18 protein-coding genes are annotated in these 14,723 nt (G+C 69.8%); 7 read left to right on the top strand and 11 right to left on the bottom strand.

Annotated features, from left to right (window positions below; translation table 11 throughout):
- Window positions 1–3: 3 nt before the first annotated feature.
- The 5 genes from JL108_RS08560 to JL108_RS08580 form a co-directional block, all read right to left on the bottom strand.
- Window positions 4–1,008, bottom strand: a complete 1,005-nt coding sequence (locus tag JL108_RS08560; protein ID WP_205197894.1) for an NADP-dependent oxidoreductase — start codon at window positions 1,006–1,008, stop codon at window positions 4–6.
- A gap of 367 nt (window positions 1,009–1,375) precedes the next feature.
- Entirely contained in the window at window positions 1,376–1,498 is a 123-nt protein-coding gene (ykgO, locus tag JL108_RS08565) for a type B 50S ribosomal protein L36 (RefSeq protein ID WP_087623343.1), read from the bottom strand.
- On the bottom strand, window positions 1,495–1,671 hold the full coding sequence (gene rpmF / locus JL108_RS08570; protein ID WP_143914111.1) for a 50S ribosomal protein L32: 177 nt from the start codon (window positions 1,669–1,671) through the stop codon (window positions 1,495–1,497). The genes ykgO and rpmF overlap by 4 nt, the downstream gene beginning before the upstream one ends.
- Before the next feature lie 18 nt (window positions 1,672–1,689).
- Window positions 1,690–2,760, bottom strand: a complete 1,071-nt coding sequence (locus JL108_RS08575; RefSeq protein WP_307837224.1) for a GTP-binding protein — start codon at window positions 2,758–2,760, stop codon at window positions 1,690–1,692.
- A complete protein-coding gene (locus JL108_RS08580) occupies window positions 2,757–3,002 on the bottom strand; it encodes a type B 50S ribosomal protein L31 (RefSeq protein WP_205197895.1) in 246 nt (81 codons plus the stop codon). Before JL108_RS08580 ends, JL108_RS08575 begins: the two co-directional genes overlap by 4 nt.
- Window positions 3,003–3,069: 67 nt before the next feature.
- Between JL108_RS08580 and rpmB the strand changes: the two genes are divergently transcribed.
- The 6 genes from rpmB (at window position 3,070) to JL108_RS08610 (ending at window position 7,225) form a co-directional block, all read left to right on the top strand.
- Complete coding sequence (gene rpmB, locus JL108_RS08585) at window positions 3,070–3,306, top strand: 50S ribosomal protein L28 (RefSeq protein ID WP_205197896.1); 237 nt, start codon at window positions 3,070–3,072, stop codon at window positions 3,304–3,306.
- On the top strand, window positions 3,303–3,473 hold the full coding sequence (rpmG, locus tag JL108_RS08590; RefSeq protein ID WP_205197897.1) for a 50S ribosomal protein L33: 171 nt from the start codon (window positions 3,303–3,305) through the stop codon (window positions 3,471–3,473). The genes rpmB and rpmG overlap by 4 nt, the downstream gene beginning before the upstream one ends.
- A complete protein-coding gene (rpsN, locus tag JL108_RS08595) occupies window positions 3,473–3,778 on the top strand; it encodes a 30S ribosomal protein S14 (protein ID WP_205197898.1) in 306 nt (101 codons plus the stop codon). Before rpmG ends, rpsN begins: the two co-directional genes overlap by 1 nt.
- A 156-nt stretch (window positions 3,779–3,934) precedes the next feature.
- Entirely contained in the window at window positions 3,935–5,266 is a 1,332-nt protein-coding gene (locus JL108_RS08600; protein WP_205197899.1) for a DEAD/DEAH box helicase, read from the top strand.
- A 145-nt stretch (window positions 5,267–5,411) separates the two neighbouring features.
- Window positions 5,412–6,332, top strand: a complete 921-nt coding sequence (locus JL108_RS08605; RefSeq protein WP_205197900.1) for a DUF1648 domain-containing protein — start codon at window positions 5,412–5,414, stop codon at window positions 6,330–6,332.
- A 32-nt stretch (window positions 6,333–6,364) separates the two neighbouring features.
- On the top strand, window positions 6,365–7,225 hold the full coding sequence (locus JL108_RS08610; RefSeq protein WP_205197901.1) for a DNA-formamidopyrimidine glycosylase family protein: 861 nt from the start codon (window positions 6,365–6,367) through the stop codon (window positions 7,223–7,225).
- Between the two features lies 1 nt (window position 7,226).
- Here JL108_RS08610 and JL108_RS08615 read toward each other — a convergent pair whose 3' ends face one another.
- A complete protein-coding gene (locus JL108_RS08615; RefSeq protein WP_205197902.1) occupies window positions 7,227–8,054 on the bottom strand; it encodes a DMT family transporter in 828 nt (275 codons plus the stop codon).
- A gap of 278 nt (window positions 8,055–8,332) precedes the next feature.
- On the opposite strand from JL108_RS08615, the gene JL108_RS08620 reads away from it, so the two are divergent.
- Window positions 8,333–8,962, top strand: coding sequence for a hypothetical protein (locus JL108_RS08620; protein WP_205197903.1), 630 nt, complete (start codon window positions 8,333–8,335; stop codon window positions 8,960–8,962).
- Window positions 8,963–9,245: 283 nt separating this feature from the next.
- Here the strand turns inward: JL108_RS08620 and JL108_RS08625 are convergent, their stop codons facing one another.
- From JL108_RS08625 to JL108_RS08645, 5 genes are all read right to left on the bottom strand, one after another.
- Window positions 9,246–9,830 (bottom strand): TetR family transcriptional regulator, encoded by a 585-nt coding sequence (locus JL108_RS08625; RefSeq protein ID WP_205197904.1) that lies wholly within the window; start codon window positions 9,828–9,830, stop codon window positions 9,246–9,248.
- Window positions 9,827–10,555: an ABC transporter permease gene (locus JL108_RS08630; RefSeq protein ID WP_205197905.1), complete on the bottom strand. Its 729-nt coding sequence runs from the start codon at window positions 10,553–10,555 to the stop codon at window positions 9,827–9,829. The genes JL108_RS08625 and JL108_RS08630 overlap by 4 nt, the downstream gene beginning before the upstream one ends.
- The gene (locus JL108_RS08635) at window positions 10,555–11,271 is read right to left on the bottom strand and encodes an ABC transporter ATP-binding protein (RefSeq protein ID WP_205197906.1); all 717 of its coding nucleotides are present in this window, start codon (window positions 11,269–11,271) and stop codon (window positions 10,555–10,557) included. Before JL108_RS08635 ends, JL108_RS08630 begins: the two co-directional genes overlap by 1 nt.
- A gap of 236 nt (window positions 11,272–11,507) precedes the next feature.
- On the bottom strand, window positions 11,508–13,865 hold the full coding sequence (locus tag JL108_RS08640) for an ABC transporter permease (protein WP_205197907.1): 2,358 nt from the start codon (window positions 13,863–13,865) through the stop codon (window positions 11,508–11,510).
- On the bottom strand, window positions 13,865–14,629 hold the full coding sequence (locus JL108_RS08645; RefSeq protein ID WP_205197908.1) for an ABC transporter ATP-binding protein: 765 nt from the start codon (window positions 14,627–14,629) through the stop codon (window positions 13,865–13,867). Before JL108_RS08645 ends, JL108_RS08640 begins: the two co-directional genes overlap by 1 nt.
- Window positions 14,630–14,723 lie beyond the last annotated feature (94 nt).

Here is a 14,723-nt window from a genome sequence, read left to right on the forward strand (position 1 = left end):
ACCTCAGCCCACGCGCAGGACCAGCTTGCCGGTGTTGTCTCCGCGGAAGAGTCCGAGGAGGGTGTCGCCGAAGGCCGCGACGCCACCGTCGACCACGGTCTCGCGGGCCTGGAGCGAGCCCTCGGTGATCATCGCGCCGATGGCGTCGATCGCCTCGGGATAGCGGTCCTCGTAGTCGAAGACGACGAAGCCCTGCATCCGGGCACGGAAGACGAGCAACGACATGTACCGGCTCGGTCCGGGAGGCAGCGACTCCGCGTTGTACTGGCTGATCGCTCCGCAGATGACCACCCGGGCACCGCGCCGCAGGTTGGCGAGAGCGGCGTCGAGGATGTCGCCGCCGACATTGTCGAAATAGATGTCGATGCCGTCCGGGGCGACGGCGCGCAGCCGCTTGAACACGTTCTCGTTCTTGTAGTCGATCGCCTCGTCGAAGCCGATCTCACGCAGCCACGCCGTCTTCTCGGGGCCTCCGGCGATGCCGATGACGCGGCAGCCGCGGGCCTTGGCGATCTGTCCGGCGACGCTGCCCACGGCACCGGCGGCGGCCGAGATCACGACAGTGTCGCCCTCGTGCAGCTCGCCGACATCGGTCAGGCCGAAGTAGGCGGTGATGCCCGGCATGCCGAGCGCACCGAGCCAGGTGGGGGAGTCGGCCACGTCGAGGTCGATGCGGCTGACGCCGGTGCCGTCGCTGATCGCGTATTCGGTGACGCCGAAGGTTCCGGTCACCGCATCGCCCTCGGCGAAGTCCGGGTGACGCGACGTGACGACACGGCCGGTGGCGCCGGCGCGCATGACCGCGCCGATCTGTACCGGCGGCACATACGAGCGCACGTCGTTGAGCCAGCCGCGCATGGCCGGGTCGAGGGAGATGTGATCGATGCGGACCAGGAACTGACCGTCCTCGGGATCGGGCAGTTCGACGGTGTCGAGCGACCAGGTCGAGTCGTCGGGGAGGCCGGTCGGCCGCTGGGCGAGGGTGATCTGCTGCGTCGTGGTGGTCACGCCGCTCACTCTAGGCGGTCGGGTTGCGCATGGAGCCAGATCACTGATCCAGGCCCTCGGTGGTCGAGTAGCGACCTGGGGGCACCTCCCGCTTGCGGGGGAGGAACGAGGGAGCGTATCGAGACCGCGCTTGGGTGTGGTGGTTTCGATACGGCCCTCGTTCCTCGGACCCACTCAACCACCGGATTGGATCCTCGGTGGTCGAGTAGCCGAAGGCCGTTCGCGGCCGACGCGTATCGAGGCCACGCTTGGGTGTGGTGGTTTCGATACGGCACGTGCTCGCTGCGCTCGCCGTGCCTACTCAACCACCGATCGGGACCCTTCACGGCCGACGTGTATCGAGGCCGCGCTTGGGTTGGGGTTTCGGTTACCCCTGGCGGGCTTTGAGGCGGGGGTTCTGCTTGTTGATGACGTAGGTGCGGCCGCGGCGGCGGACCACCTGGGATCCGGGCTGGTTCTTCAGTGAGCGGATCGAGTTGCGGACCTTCATCGGTACTCCTTGGGGTCGACGAGTCCCGCGTGGACCGCCTTGACGAGGCGGCGCGGGACGCGGACGGTGTCGCCGCCTGTGGTCACCGGGACCAGATCGACGGGCTTGGCCTTCCACTGACTGCGGCGATGCCGCGTGTTGCTGCGTGAGGTCTTGCGTTTCGGTACGGCCATGGGGTCTCCTCCGTGGGGTCAGGCGGCGCGCTCGATCGGGCCGAGCCAGGGGTCGAATCCGTCGTCGGCGATGTTCCAGGCCCAGCCGCGCCTGGCGATCTCCTCGTCGGTGACGAGGCAGCGGTTGAACAACGTGACGATCTCGTCGATCTCGTCGTCGACGCCGGTCGCGAGCAGCCGGGTGTGCGGCGGCCCGTCGGGCTGCACGAGCGCGGTGCCGACACTGAGCTGGCCGCCCGCGCCGGACCACTCGCAGGCCTGGCCGGGGCGCGATGCCAGCCAGAAGCATCCGCGCGAGCGGCGTGGGCCTCCGCCCAGCTCGGCGATGTGCTCGCGGAGCCGCCCGGGGTGGAAGGGGCGGTCCGAGCGCAGCTCCACGGTCCAGGCGGTGCCCTTCTCGATCAGTCCGACCGGCTGGGTTCCCATCGGATCGACCCAGGTCTCGGCGGCATCGTGATGGCGGGTCCGGCCGGGGTCGAGGGCGTAGACGAGATGGTCGGGCACGAGCCGGGCTCCGGGACGGGCCAGCACCGAGATCAGATCGCCTCCCTCGTCGGGGAGCTCGCCCACCGCCAGCACGGTGTCCGCGTACTCGATCAGTGAGCTGAGGGTCTCGGCGACACTGCGTCCGTCCTCGGCGGAGGTGTGGATCTCCCGCTCGATCAGCAGGTCGTCGCCGAGCAGGTCGTTCTCCCACTCCGGCCCGTCGACCACGGCGATGACCTCGCTGACGCGCAGTAGGTCCCGGTACTCCGGATCGTAGTCGATGACGCGGCAGATGCCGGTCGCGTCGGCGCTGATCGGCAGATGGGCGACGATCGAGCTCCATCGGCCGGTGTGGGCGAGGCGCGCCAGCGTGGGCAGGATGTCCTCGCGCAGCGCGCAGCTGGCGCATGCGTGATCGAGGTCGAGCTCCTCGCGCTCGAGGATTCCGGTGTGGTCGGCGACCACACGGGTGAGGGTCTGGCGGGTGACGTCGATCGTGTGGTGGACCGCGACGGCGCCGAGCGTGTCCCACGCGAGGGTCAGCACCGTGCGTTCGACGGCCTCGGCCTGGGTGCCCGTGACGATCGCGACGGGGGTGGTCACCGGCCGGCTCCGTAGCGCCGGTTGAACCGCTCGACGCGGCCCTCGGTGTCCATGACTCGTCCGCGTCCGGTCCAGAACGGGTGGCTGGCCGCGGAGATGTCGACGTCGATGACGGGGTAGGTCTGCCCGTCGAGGTCGATGGTGTCGTCACTGGTGGCCGTGGACCGGGTCAGCAGCGTGAGGCCGCCGGCGCGGTCGCGGAACACCACGGGCCGGTAGGCGGGGTGGATGTCGCGCTTCATGGTGGACCTTTCTGGAGGATCGCTACGATGATATCGTCATGAGAGTCATTCTCAACAAGGAGATCGTATGTCACGTATCTGTCAGGTGACGGGAGCGGGTCCGGGCTTCGGCCACGCTTTCTCGCATTCGCATCGCCGCACCAAGCGGCGGTTCGACGTCAACATCCAGCGCAAGACCTACTGGGTGCCGAGCCTGAACCGCCGCGTCACGCTGACGGTGAGCGCGCGCGGCATCAAGGCCATCGATCGGCGCGGCATCGACGCCGTCGTCGCCGAGATCCAGAAGAGAGGGGAGAAGGTATGAGCTCGAGGAGCTCGGACGTCCGTCCGGTGGTGAAGCTGCGGTCCACTGCCGGGACCGGCTACACCTATGTCACTCGCAAGAATCGCCGCAACGACCCCGATCGCCTCGTTCTGCGCAAGTTCGATCCGGTGATTCGGCGACATGTCGACTTTCGGGAGGAGCGCTGATGGCGAAGCGCAGCAAGATCGTCAAGAACGAGCGGCGCCGTGAGCTGGTGGAACGACACGCCGATCGCCGGGCCGAGCTCCGACACGCCAGCAAGGACACGACCCTGCCGATGGCCGAGCGGCTCGCCGCCTCGCGGGCCCTCGCCAAGCTGCCTCGGGACTCCGCGGCAGTGCGTTTCCGCCGCCGGGACCAGGTCGACGGGCGTCCTCGGGGGCACATCGGCAAGGCCGGACTGTCGCGAATCCGCTTCCGTTCGGCGGCTCATGCCGGCGAGCTCCCGGGCATCACCAAGTCCTCGTGGTGAGCGGTTCCGCCTCGCCCGGCCTCGGCGGAGGTTGGGCGAGGCGGTAGACTGATACAGAACGAGCGCGCCGCGACGACGCTGGCTGACGCTCGGCCCGACGAAACTACGCAATACTGCGTGACTTGGTAGCGGGCATCCGCAACGTCTGAGAGTTCTGTGAATCACCCTTCCGGCAGCCCCGTGCTGCCCACCTTTTCTTCCTCCTTCGATCTTCCGAAGCCGCTCGTGTCGGCGCTGATGCGTCAGCAGATCACGAGCCCCACCCCGGTCCAGGCCGCCGTCATCCCCGACGCGCTGGAAGGCCGCCACGTCCTCGGCCGTGCCCGCACGGGCTCGGGCAAGACGCTGGCCTTCAGCCTGCCCGTCCTCGCCCGGCTGGCCGATGGGTCGAGCCGCCGGCAGCGTCCGCGCGCGCTCATCATCCTGCCGACGCGTGAGCTCGCCACCCAGGTCCAAGAGGTCATCAAGCCGCTCGCGATCCCGCTGGGGCTGCGCGTGCTGACGGTCTACGGCGGCGTGCCGATCAACCGTCAGATCCGCGACCTGTCGCGTCCGGTCGACATCCTCGTCGCCACTCCCGGTCGCCTCGGTGACCTGCTCGATCGTGGCGAGGTGAGCCTCGACGATGTCGAGATGACCGTGCTCGACGAGGCCGATCACCTGTGCGACCTCGGCTTCTACAAGCCCGTCGACGCGCTGCTGTCCAAGACGCCCAAGGACGGTCAGCGACTGCTCCTCTCGGCGACCCTCGACGGTGATGTCAACCGGCTCGTGCAGAAGCACCTGCCGCAGCATCGCCTGCACGAGCTCGACGAGCTGGCGGGACAGCCGGTCACGATGGAGCACCACGTGCTGCTCGTCCCCGGTGACCAGCGGTCGACGACCTTGACCTCGCTGCTCGAGGCCAATCCGCGCACGATCGTGTTCACGCGCACCAAGCGCGGCGCGGCGCGTCTCGCGCGTCAGCTGACGCAGCGTGGCGTGGAGTCGGTCGATCTGCACGGTGATCTCGACCAGCGTCGTCGTGAGCGCAATCTCGCCAAGTTCACGCGTGGCGATGCGACGGCGATCGTCGCCACGGATGTCGCAGCGCGCGGCATTCACATCGACGGCATCGGCCTGGTGGTCCACTACGATCCGCCGGCCGAGCACAAGGCGTACCTGCACCGCTCGGGCCGTACGGCGCGCGCGGGGGAGAAGGGCACCGTGGTCACGGTCGCCACTCCCGAGAACATCAAGGACGTCATCGCCCTGCAGCGCAAGGCCGGGGTGGAGGCGCGGCATCACGATGCCGCCACCGCTCCGTCGCCGATGACGGTCGACGCCCTCTCGGGTGCCGGTCGTCCCGCGCCGGTCGAGGACACCCCGGCTCGTCGCGGCGGTCCCGGTGCGCAGGGTCCGGGAGCGAACGGCAACAACCGCAATCGCAACCGGAACCGTAATCGCAACCGGCGTCGCAGCGGTGAGCGCCGCCCCGCTCAGGTCTGACCCGCACGGCGAGCGCGTCGGCCCGTCCGCGCGCTCGCCCTCCTCACGAGTGGTGCAATCTCGCCCCGGATTCATCGAGTCCGGGGTGATTTTGCACCACTCGGCGGGTGCCCGCGCCGAGGTGAGCGCTCGATAGCGTGGGGACATGACCCGACATCCTCGTGCTGCCTGGATCGTGTTCGGCCTTCCCGTCGTGATCGGTCTGGCGGGGGTCGCCGTGGTGTGGAGTTGGTCGGGTGATCTGCCCGACCAGATCGCCCGGCATTGGGGCGGTTCCGGTGTCGCGGACGGTTACAGCTCACTGCCGGTCTCGCTCATGACGACCCTCGCCGTCGGCCCCGGTATCGCCCTCCTGGTGGGTGCCGTGGTGTGGGCGCTGAAGGCGCCGAGCCGGCTCGCCGCCGCGCTCACGGTCGGCCTGACCTCCTTCGTCATCGGACTCGACCTCGCCACGACGGGTGCGCAGCGCGGCCTGGACGATGCGAGCGGTGTCGAGCTCTCGAGCTGGTGGTTCGTCGCGGCGATCGGTGCCGCCGCAGTGGGATGCGCCGTCGGTGGTCTCCTCACCCCGCGCGATCGGTACGAGGGCAGCCATCCCGATGATCCGGTCCCCGCCGCGGCGAGTGCGGATTGGTCCGGGGTCGTCCGCAGCGACATCTTCCTGGGCATCTCCGGGGTCGTGCTCCTCGCCGGGGTGGTCCTGTTGTTCCTGCCCGCGCCCGGTTTCATGGTCGGCATCATCCTCGTGGTGACCGGCCTGCCGCTGTTGGCGACCGCCTGGTGGCGGGTGACCGTCGATCAGCGCGGCGTGCGTCTGCGTAGCCTCGCGCCCTGGCCGGTTTGGCGTGTCGGTGCCGACCGGATCACCGGGGCCGAGGTCACCACGATCGGGCCCGGCGAGTTCGGCGGCTGGGGTGTGCGGATGACGCCTCGCGGCACGGGCGTGGTGTATCAGCGCGGCGAGGCGGTCGTGATCCATCGTCGCGACGCGCGCCCCCTCTTCATCGTGATCGACGATGCGCGCGGAGCCGCCGCTGCGGTCAATGCCCAGTTGCGCGCCGGCTGACGCGTGTCGGCGGAGAGCTCTAAGCTGACCCCATGCCCGAGATGCCCGAGGTCGACGCATTGGTCGGCTTCCTGCGCGAGCGGTGTGTCGGGGCGGTGGTGGCCGACATCGAGCTCGCCTCCTTCGCCGTGCTCAAGACCTTCGACCCGCCGGTCTCGGCGTACACCGGGCTCGCTGTCACCGGGGTCTCCCGGCACGGCAAGTTCATCGATATCGAGGTCGACGGATTGCACCTGGTGATCCACCTGGCCAAGGCCGGATGGATCCGCTGGTCCGATCAGCTCGCCGACAAACGCCTCAAGATGGGCAACGGCCCGATCGCGATGCGACTGCGGCTGGATGCCGGCGAGGGCCCCCGCCTCGGTTTCGATCTCACCGAGGCCGGTACGCGCAAGGGCCTCGCCGTCTATACGGTGCGTGATCCGCAGGAGGTGCCCGGTATCGCGGCCCTCGGCCCGGATCCGCTGGCCGAGGGCTTCGAGCTGCGCCCGTTGCTGGCCCGCAAGATGCAGGTCAAGCGACTGTTGCGGGATCAGAAGATCATCGCCGGTATCGGCAATGCGTACAGCGACGAGATCCTGCACGCGGCGCGGCTGTCGCCATTCGCGATCGCCGAGCAGCTCGATGACCACGAGGTCGCGCGGCTCGAGTCGGCGGTGCACGATGTCCTGACCGAGGCGATGGCGGCATCGGCGGGCAAGCCGGCCTCGGAGCTGAAGGACTCCAAGCGGGCCCGGATGCGGGTGCACGGCCGGGCGGGCGAGACCTGCGATGTGTGCGGCGACACGATCGCGGAGGTCGTCTTCGCCGACTCGTCACTGCAGTATTGCCCCACCTGTCAGACCGGCGGCAAGCCGCTCAAGAACCGCAGCACCAGCAAGTTCCTCAAGTAGGTCAGCCGAGCGCCACGAGGGAGACGGCCAGGGTCGCGAGGATCAGGCCGATGCCCTGCCAGGCGGCGATCCGCTCGCGCAGCAGCGATGCCGCGAGCAGGACGGTCGCGGCCGGGTAGAGCGACGACACCACCGCCACCACCGACAGTAGGCCGTAGCGGGTGCTGAAGAAGAAGGTCACTCCGGCGATCACGCTGAGCACGCCCATCGCGAGGGCGGGACGTGAGGCGCGGTTCGGCCTCCACGGCTGACGGAACGTGACGGCGGTCGTCACGAGGAGGATCAGCGAGGTCACGTAGATGACCGGGAAGTGCCACAGGCCGGTGCCGTCGCCGACATGGGCGAGGGCCGTGAACAGCGTGCCGAAGCCCACGCCCGCGAGGACCGCGTCGAGGACGCCGCCGCTGCGGTGCGAGGGATCGTCGGCCGGTGGTCGCGAGATCATCGCGATCGCGGGGAAGGCGCACAGGATGCCCGCGCCGGCGACGAGTCCGGGTCGATCACCCAAGCCGAGTCCCATGACGACCGGGATGAGGGCGGTGCCGACCGCCGAGATGGGCGCGACGACGCTCATCCGTCCGCCCGCGAGGCCTCGATAGAGGAAGACGGCCCCGAGACCGTTGCCGAGGCCGGCGATCACGGCCATGGCGATGTCGTGTCCGGTCAGCCGGCCTCCGACCGTGGCGGCCACGCCGAGCATGAGGACGAGCGATACGCACTGGGCGAGGATCGCGACCTGCCAGGGCGATGCGCGCTTGGAGGTGGTCCCGCCCACGAAGTCCGAGACGCCGTAGGCGAGCGCGGAGAGGAGCGACAGGACGATGGCCACTCACGCACAGTAGTCGTCCGCTCCCCGGGCGGTGACGTACGCACCTCGCGGGGCGGGCGGTGACTTACGCACGTCTCGCCGGCCCGAGGGGTGACTTACGCACGTCTCGCCGGCCCGGGCGGTGACTTACGCACGTCTCGCCGGCCCGAGGGGTGACTTACGCACCTCTCACTGGCCCGGAGAGGTGTCTATCTCACCGGCCATCCGAGTGAGAGGTGTCTATCCCACCGCTCTCGCCGAGCGGCCCGCGGATTGCCGACGACGCCTAGGCTGGGGATATGAGCAGGAGTGGCAAGGACGGGATGGGGTCGCGGGCGAATCGTGCCGTCGACGACATGGCTTCCCGGATCGACGGGCAGACGGCGGACGCATCGACGCGTGCCGCGCAGGTCATCACGCTCGCCGTGCGGCTGTTGCGCTGGCCCACGTTGGCCTTGCTCGTCCTGCCGCTGCCCTTCATCGCCGGTCTGCTGATGATCGCGATCGTGGAGGGCAGTGGGGTGCGGTGGGTCGCGCTGGCCGTCGCCCTCGTGCTGGGTCTGGTGGTCTTCGTGTTCGGATTCCGTCGCTGGCGGATCCTGCAGGCCGTGGCCGAGCCGGACCGGTTGGCCACCGAGCTGGGTATCGCGGTGAGCATGAGCGGCAAGGTCGAGGACGCTCGGGGCGCCTTGCTCCAGATCACCGGCGGAGACGGTGGTACCCGTGTCTTCTCCAGGCTGCGAGGGGTGTGGAACACGGTGGGCCTCAGCGGCAAGTGGATCGACAGTGTCGGCGACCTGCCGCGGGCGCGCTACTTCTTCCCTCCTCGGATCGGCACCACGGTGACGATGGCGATCGCGGCCGCGTGGGTTGTGCCGATCTCGTTCATCGCTTTCCTTCTCGTCGGCATCGCCGCTCTCGCCAACTGACCGACCCACTCCACCGGCCCGCCCTGTGGAGACGGAAGATGTGACTCTGCGGTGGCCATGAGTGCCGCAGAGTCACATCGTGCGTCCCATCCCCGACCGAGGATGTGACTCGAGGGTCGTCATGGCAACCGTAGAGTCACATCCTCCGTCGGTGCCCGGTGCCCGGTGCCCGGTGCCCGGTGCCCGGTGCCCGGTGCCCGGTGCCCGGTGGGCCATCCCGCGCCCCGTCGCCCCAGGTGCGTGACTGCTCACCGCCCAGGCGCAGGCCGCGACCGCTGTGCGATCACCCGTCGATGAGGGATTGCACCGCCGGCGCGTAGGCCGCCACCACGTCCTCGACGGGAGACGAGGCGAGCGGCTCGAAGGCGGCGACGTAGCGGGCCATGCCGAGCCCGATGACCTGCGCCGCGACGAGTTCCGCGCGGAGTTCGCGCCGTTCACCCTCGAGGGCGGAGTGGATCGCCGCGACGAGCACCTCGCGGGCCATCTCGATGACCGGTGGAGAGGCCTCGCTGCCGGAGACCGCGCCTCGAAGGAGGGCCGCGATGACCTCGCGATGCGGGTCCCACGAGGACACGAAGGTCCGCACCAGTCGCTCGCCGAGTCCCTCGGGCCCCTCGGCGATGACGCCCGCGAGTTTGGCGGCGGGGTCGACCGGCAGTTCCATCGTGGCGACGAAGAGCCGCTCCTTGCTGCCGAAGTAGTGCGCGACGAGGCTGGGGTCCACTCCCGCGTCCGCGGCCACCGCGCGCACCGTGGTGCCCTGGAAGCCCCGCGCGGCGAAGGCGGTCCGCGCCGACGCCAGGATCGCCGCGCGCCGATCGGCCGATTCCGAGCTGCGAGGCCGGCCGCGTCGGCGACCGGTCACGCCGTCCTCCGTCGTAACGTGAGTGACGCGCCGAAGACCGCCACGAGGGCGAACCCGATGAGGACGAGCAGGTCCCGCAGGAGATCGCCGGAGAAGCTGTCGGACGAGGCCAGCTCGGTGAAGGCATCGGTGGCGTAGCTCAGCGGCAGGGCCCACGAGATCGCGTACAGCACATCGGGCATCTGATCGCGGGCGAGGAGGAGTCCGCAGAGCAGGATCTGCGGCACGATCACCAGCGGCATGAACTGCACGGCCTGGAACTCGGTCCGCGCGAAGGCCGAGGCGAGCAGCCCGAGCGCGGTGCCGACGACGGCGCCGAGCACGGCGAAGGCGAGCAGCACCCAGGGGAGCGCGATGTCGAGTCCGAGCACCCAGAGCGCGAAGGCCGTGGTGATCGCCGCCTGTGTGAGAGCGGCGACGGCGAAGGCGAGGGCGTAACCGCCGATCAGCTCGCCGCGCCGCAGTCGGGTGGTGAGCAGGCGTTCGAGGGTGCCGGAGGTCCGTTCGCGCACCATCGTCACGGAGGTCACGAGGAACATGATGATGAACGGGAACAGCCCGATCATCTGGGGACCGATGCGGTCGAACACGCCGGGTTGGGCGTCATAGACGTAACGGAAGACGAGCAGCAGGATCGAGGGCATCGCGGCGATCAGCACGATGCTGCGGGGATCGTGGGACAGCTGCTGGAGGACGCGGCGTGCGGTGGCGAGTGTGCGGGACATCAGGCCGCCTCTCGTTCGGCGATGCGGAGGAATGCTTCGTCGAGGTCGTCGGTGCCGGCATCGGCGCGCAGGCCGGCGGGGGTGTCGTCGGCGATGAGGTGGCCGTCCCGTAGCAGGAGGACGCGGTCGCAGCGGGCGGCCTCGTCCATCACGTGGCTGGAGACGAGTAACGTCGCGCCGTCGCTCGCGAGGTCGGCGAAGAGCTGCCAGAGGTCGCGACGCAGCACCGGATCGAGCCCGACGGTGGGCTCGTCGAGCAGGTAGACCTCGGGTGCGGCGACCAGCGCGGCGGCGAGGGAGACGCGGGTGCGCTGTCCGCCGGAGAGGTTCCCGGTCAGGGCACTGCGGTGGTTGACGAGGTCGACGAGACCGAGCACCTCGTCGATTCGGGTGCGTGTGGCGCCGGCGAGGTCGGCGAAGTAGCGCAGGTTCTGTTCGACGGTGAGGTCGGCGTAGACCGAGCTGGCCTGGGTCACGTAGCCCACTCGGGCCCGGTTGCGTGGTGTGCCGGCGGGCTCGCCGAGCACCTGGACGGTGCCGGAGGCGATCTGCTGAACGCCGGCGATACAGCGGATGAGCGTGGTCTTGCCGCTGCCGCTCGGTCCGAGCAGGCCGGTGATGGAGCCCGCGCCGATGGCGACGTCCAAGCCGGGCAGCACGGTGGACCGGCCGCGCTGGACGACGAGTCGGTCCACCTCGATGGATTTATTCATCATGTGTTGAATTATGCCTCGAGTGGACCCGGTTCGCTAGCTCTCTCAATGGCTTCCGTGGGCGGCGGTAGCCCATCAACCTCATAGAGCCCGGATAACGTTGACCACGTACCGCCATCGATCGCGCGCGGGCGGGGACTCGCGTGAGCGGTGACCCACGCACGTCTCACGGCGGGTGAGAGGTGCCTATCTCACCGCTCCCGGCGTCGAGGGGTGCGTAGCCCACCGCCCGCTGCGGGTCACTCGATGGTGAGACCCGCGGCCGGTGCCACCTTGGCCGCGCGGCGGGAGGGCAGCACCGAGGCCAGCACGCCCGCGACCCCGGCGATGGCGACGATCGCCAGCAGCTGACCGACCGGGACGCTCAAGCTTGCGGCATCGGTGAGCTGCCCGATCAGCACCTCGACGCCGATCCAGCCGAACAGTGTCCCGATCGCCACTCCGAGCACGGCCGCCGCTCCGGCCAGCAGGATCGCCTCGATCGTGAGGGTCGCGCGCAGCTGCCGCCGGGTCACGCCGAGGGCGCGGAGCAAGGCGTTCTCGCGGCGCCGTTCGAGCACGGAAAGCCCCAGTGTGCTGCCGATCCCGACCAGCGCGATCAACACGGCGATCCCGAGGAGCCCCACTACGACGGCCGTCATGATGGTCATCTGCTGCTCGATGTATCCCCGTTGCTCGATCGACTGACTCAGCTGGAGGTCGAGGCCCGACGCGACGGCGGTGAGATCGCCGACGACCTCACTGGGGTCTGCCCCGGCGCTCGTGCCGATCCAGGCGGCGACCGGCACGGTCGAACCCGTGATCGAGCGCATCGTGTCGATGGAGACGAGCGGCGTGTGCCCGTAGTCGCCGATGCGCGCGTCGAGGGTCAGCTGACGGTTGCCGGCGTCGAGGGTCACCGTGTCGGGGAAGTCGAGCTCCCGGGCGATGTCGTCGCCCAGCAGGATCTCGCCGTCGACCGGCAGCCGCTCGGTGTCGTGCAGGATCGACGTGTCCCGGGGGGTCGAGGCCACGGGGGTGGTGATGCCGTCGATGCTTCCCATCGTTCCGGCGAGGGTGGTGACCTCCTCGACGTCCGGGACGGCCAGCAGCCGGTCCACGGTGTCGGCGGGGAGCTCGGTGTCGGCACCCACGGCGGCGTCGACCGGATAGCTGACGCGGTTCTCCTCGGCGATCGCGTTGGAGGTGCTCGCCATGCCGACGACGACCGCGCTGGTCAGGGTCACTCCGACGAGCAGCGCCGAGGTGGTGGTGGCGGTGCGCTTCGGATTGCGGATGGCGTTGTCGGTCGCGATGCGGGCGGTGGCGCCGGCGATGGGTCGTGCCAGTGCTCCGGCGGCGCGGATCATCGGCGGGACGATGGATGGTCCCAGCACGAGGATGCTGACGAAGGACAGGACACCGCCGCCGAGCATGGCGACGATGCTCTGGCTCGCCACGGCGAGGACCAGCAGTGCCGTACCGGCCAGCAGGAGGCCGATTCCGCTCGCCAGGCGCACGCGGCCGGCGGCGCTGCCGAGGCCGGAGCCGTCCGCGGGACGCAGTGCCGCGAGGGGGCTGACGCGGGTGGTGGCGCGGGTCGGGAACCAGGCCGCGACGACCGTCACCAGGACGCCGACCACGAACCCGGCCAGCAGCCACGGCAGCGGGACGGTGGGGTCGCCCAGGGGCACGTTGTCGAAGGCGGCGCGCACCGCGCTGATCGCGCCGAAGGAGAGCGCGAGGCCGCCGATGATGCCGGCCACCGAGGAGACGATGCCGATGGCGAGCGACTCGACGCGCACGGACCGCCGCACCTGCGCCTGGGTGGCTCCGACGCAGCGCAGCATCGCGATATCGGAGGTGCGCTGCGCGAACAGGATCGAGAAGGTGTTGGCGATGACGATGGCGGCGACGGTGAGTGCGATGGTGACGAAGATCAGCAGCAGGAAGGTCAGGACATCGGTGCCCTGGAAGATCTCCTGCTGGCGTTCGTCGATATAGGCGTCGGCCGTGAGGACGCGCGCATCGGGTGCGGCGTCGAGGATGGTGCTCTCGCTGGAGCCCGTGACGAGCACCGCGTCGGTCCAGAAGGAGCCGAGCTGGCTGACGTCCTCCCAGAGGGCGTAGTAGTCGGCCCGCATGGAGGCCTCGCCGGATTCGACGATGCCGACGACCTGGAAGGTCATGCCGGAGATCTCGATGTCGTCGCCGATGGCGGCGTCGTTGCTCTTGGCGGCCTGCCGGTCGACGACGATCTCGCCGGGGGCGCGGGGCCAGGCGCCGTCGGAGAGGACCTGCCAGCGAAGGGTGTCGTCATCGGACACGACGCCGACTGTTCCGGCGTCTTCCATGGCGTAGCCCATGGGCGAGGCGATGCCGCCGTCGGCCTCGACCGCGTCGACGATCGCGGCGGCCCGTTCGGGTTCGTAGACGTCAGCGGCGACGAGGTCGGCACCCCGGTACGGCGTGCCCACGCCGGTGGTGAGTCCGTCCTTGGCGGAGGCGTTGAGGGCGCCGATGGTCACGATGAAGGCGACGCCGATCGCGACGGCGAGGAAGGCGGCCACATAGCGCCGCTTGTAGAGGCGTAGGGAGGCGAGGGTGACGGTGCGCATCAGGCGCGCCCCCCGCGCAGCGCGTCGACGAGGGCCTCGGGGGTCGGGCGTTCGAGGCGGGCGCGGATGCGGCCGTCGGCGAGCACGAGGACGTCGTCGGCGTAGCTGGCGGCGTCGATCTCGTGGGTCACCATGACGACGGTCTGGCCGAACTCGCGGCAGGAGCGTCGCAGGAAGTCCAGCACCTCGCGGGAGGACTCGCTGTCGAGGTTGCCAGTCGGTTCGTCGGCGAAGACGATGTCGGGCGTGGTGACGAGGGCGCGGGCGATGGCGACGCGCTGCTGCTGGCCCCCGGAGAGCTCGCTGGGACGGTGGTCGAGTCGTTCGCGGATGCCGAGGACGTCGACGACATCGTCGAAGCGGCGCCGGGTGGCGTCGTCGGCGCGGCTCCCGGCGAGGTCGAGGGGCAGCCAGATGTTCTGGCGCGCGGTGAGCATCGGCAGCAGGTTGAAGGCCTGGAAGACGAAGCCGATGTGGTCGCGACGGAAGCGGGTGAGGGCGGTGTCGCTCAGTGTCTGGAGGTGTTGTCCGCCGACGGTGATCTCGCCGCCGGTGGGGGTGTCGAGTCCGGCCAGGCAGTGCATGAGGGTCGACTTGCCGGAGCCGGAGGGTCCCATGATGGCCGTGAAGCGTCCGGCGGGGAGGTCGAGGTCGACGCCGCGCAGGGCGTGGACCTCGGTGCTACCGCGCCCGTAGGTCTTGGTGAGGTCGCGGGCACGTGCTGCGGTGCCGGACAGGACGGAGGATGTCGCGGTCTGTGTCATACCTCGACATTAGGAAAATCCCGTGGTTGCAGGCGTCGGTCGCCGGTCGGAACGTGGTGCGGTCCGTGGGCGGACACGAGCTGGATGTGTCCAC

The sequence above is a fragment of the Aeromicrobium sp. YIM 150415 genome, assembly GCF_016918125.1.
Taxonomy (GTDB): domain Bacteria; phylum Actinomycetota; class Actinomycetes; order Propionibacteriales; family Nocardioidaceae; genus Aeromicrobium; species Aeromicrobium piscarium.

Coding starts and splice junctions, on each gene's coding strand:
- ykgO (WP_087623343.1), bottom strand. CDS start 1,498: ATGAAGGTCCGCAACTCGATCCGCTCACTGAAGAACCAGCCCGGATCC.
- rpmF (WP_143914111.1), bottom strand. CDS start 1,671: ATGGCCGTACCGAAACGCAAGACCTCACGCAGCAACACGCGGCATCGC.
- JL108_RS08580 (WP_205197895.1), bottom strand. CDS start 3,002: ATGAAGCGCGACATCCACCCCGCCTACCGGCCCGTGGTGTTCCGCGAC.
- rpmB (WP_205197896.1), top strand. CDS start 3,070: ATGTCACGTATCTGTCAGGTGACGGGAGCGGGTCCGGGCTTCGGCCAC.
- rpmG (WP_205197897.1), top strand. CDS start 3,303: ATGAGCTCGAGGAGCTCGGACGTCCGTCCGGTGGTGAAGCTGCGGTCC.
- rpsN (WP_205197898.1), top strand. CDS start 3,473: ATGGCGAAGCGCAGCAAGATCGTCAAGAACGAGCGGCGCCGTGAGCTG.
- JL108_RS08605 (WP_205197900.1), top strand. CDS start 5,412: ATGACCCGACATCCTCGTGCTGCCTGGATCGTGTTCGGCCTTCCCGTC.
- JL108_RS08610 (WP_205197901.1), top strand. CDS start 6,365: ATGCCCGAGATGCCCGAGGTCGACGCATTGGTCGGCTTCCTGCGCGAG.
- JL108_RS08620 (WP_205197903.1), top strand. CDS start 8,333: ATGAGCAGGAGTGGCAAGGACGGGATGGGGTCGCGGGCGAATCGTGCC.
- JL108_RS08630 (WP_205197905.1), bottom strand. CDS start 10,555: ATGTCCCGCACACTCGCCACCGCACGCCGCGTCCTCCAGCAGCTGTCC.
- JL108_RS08635 (WP_205197906.1), bottom strand. CDS start 11,271: ATGATGAATAAATCCATCGAGGTGGACCGACTCGTCGTCCAGCGCGGC.
- JL108_RS08640 (WP_205197907.1), bottom strand. CDS start 13,865: ATGCGCACCGTCACCCTCGCCTCCCTACGCCTCTACAAGCGGCGCTAT.
- JL108_RS08645 (WP_205197908.1), bottom strand. CDS start 14,629: ATGACACAGACCGCGACATCCTCCGTCCTGTCCGGCACCGCAGCACGT.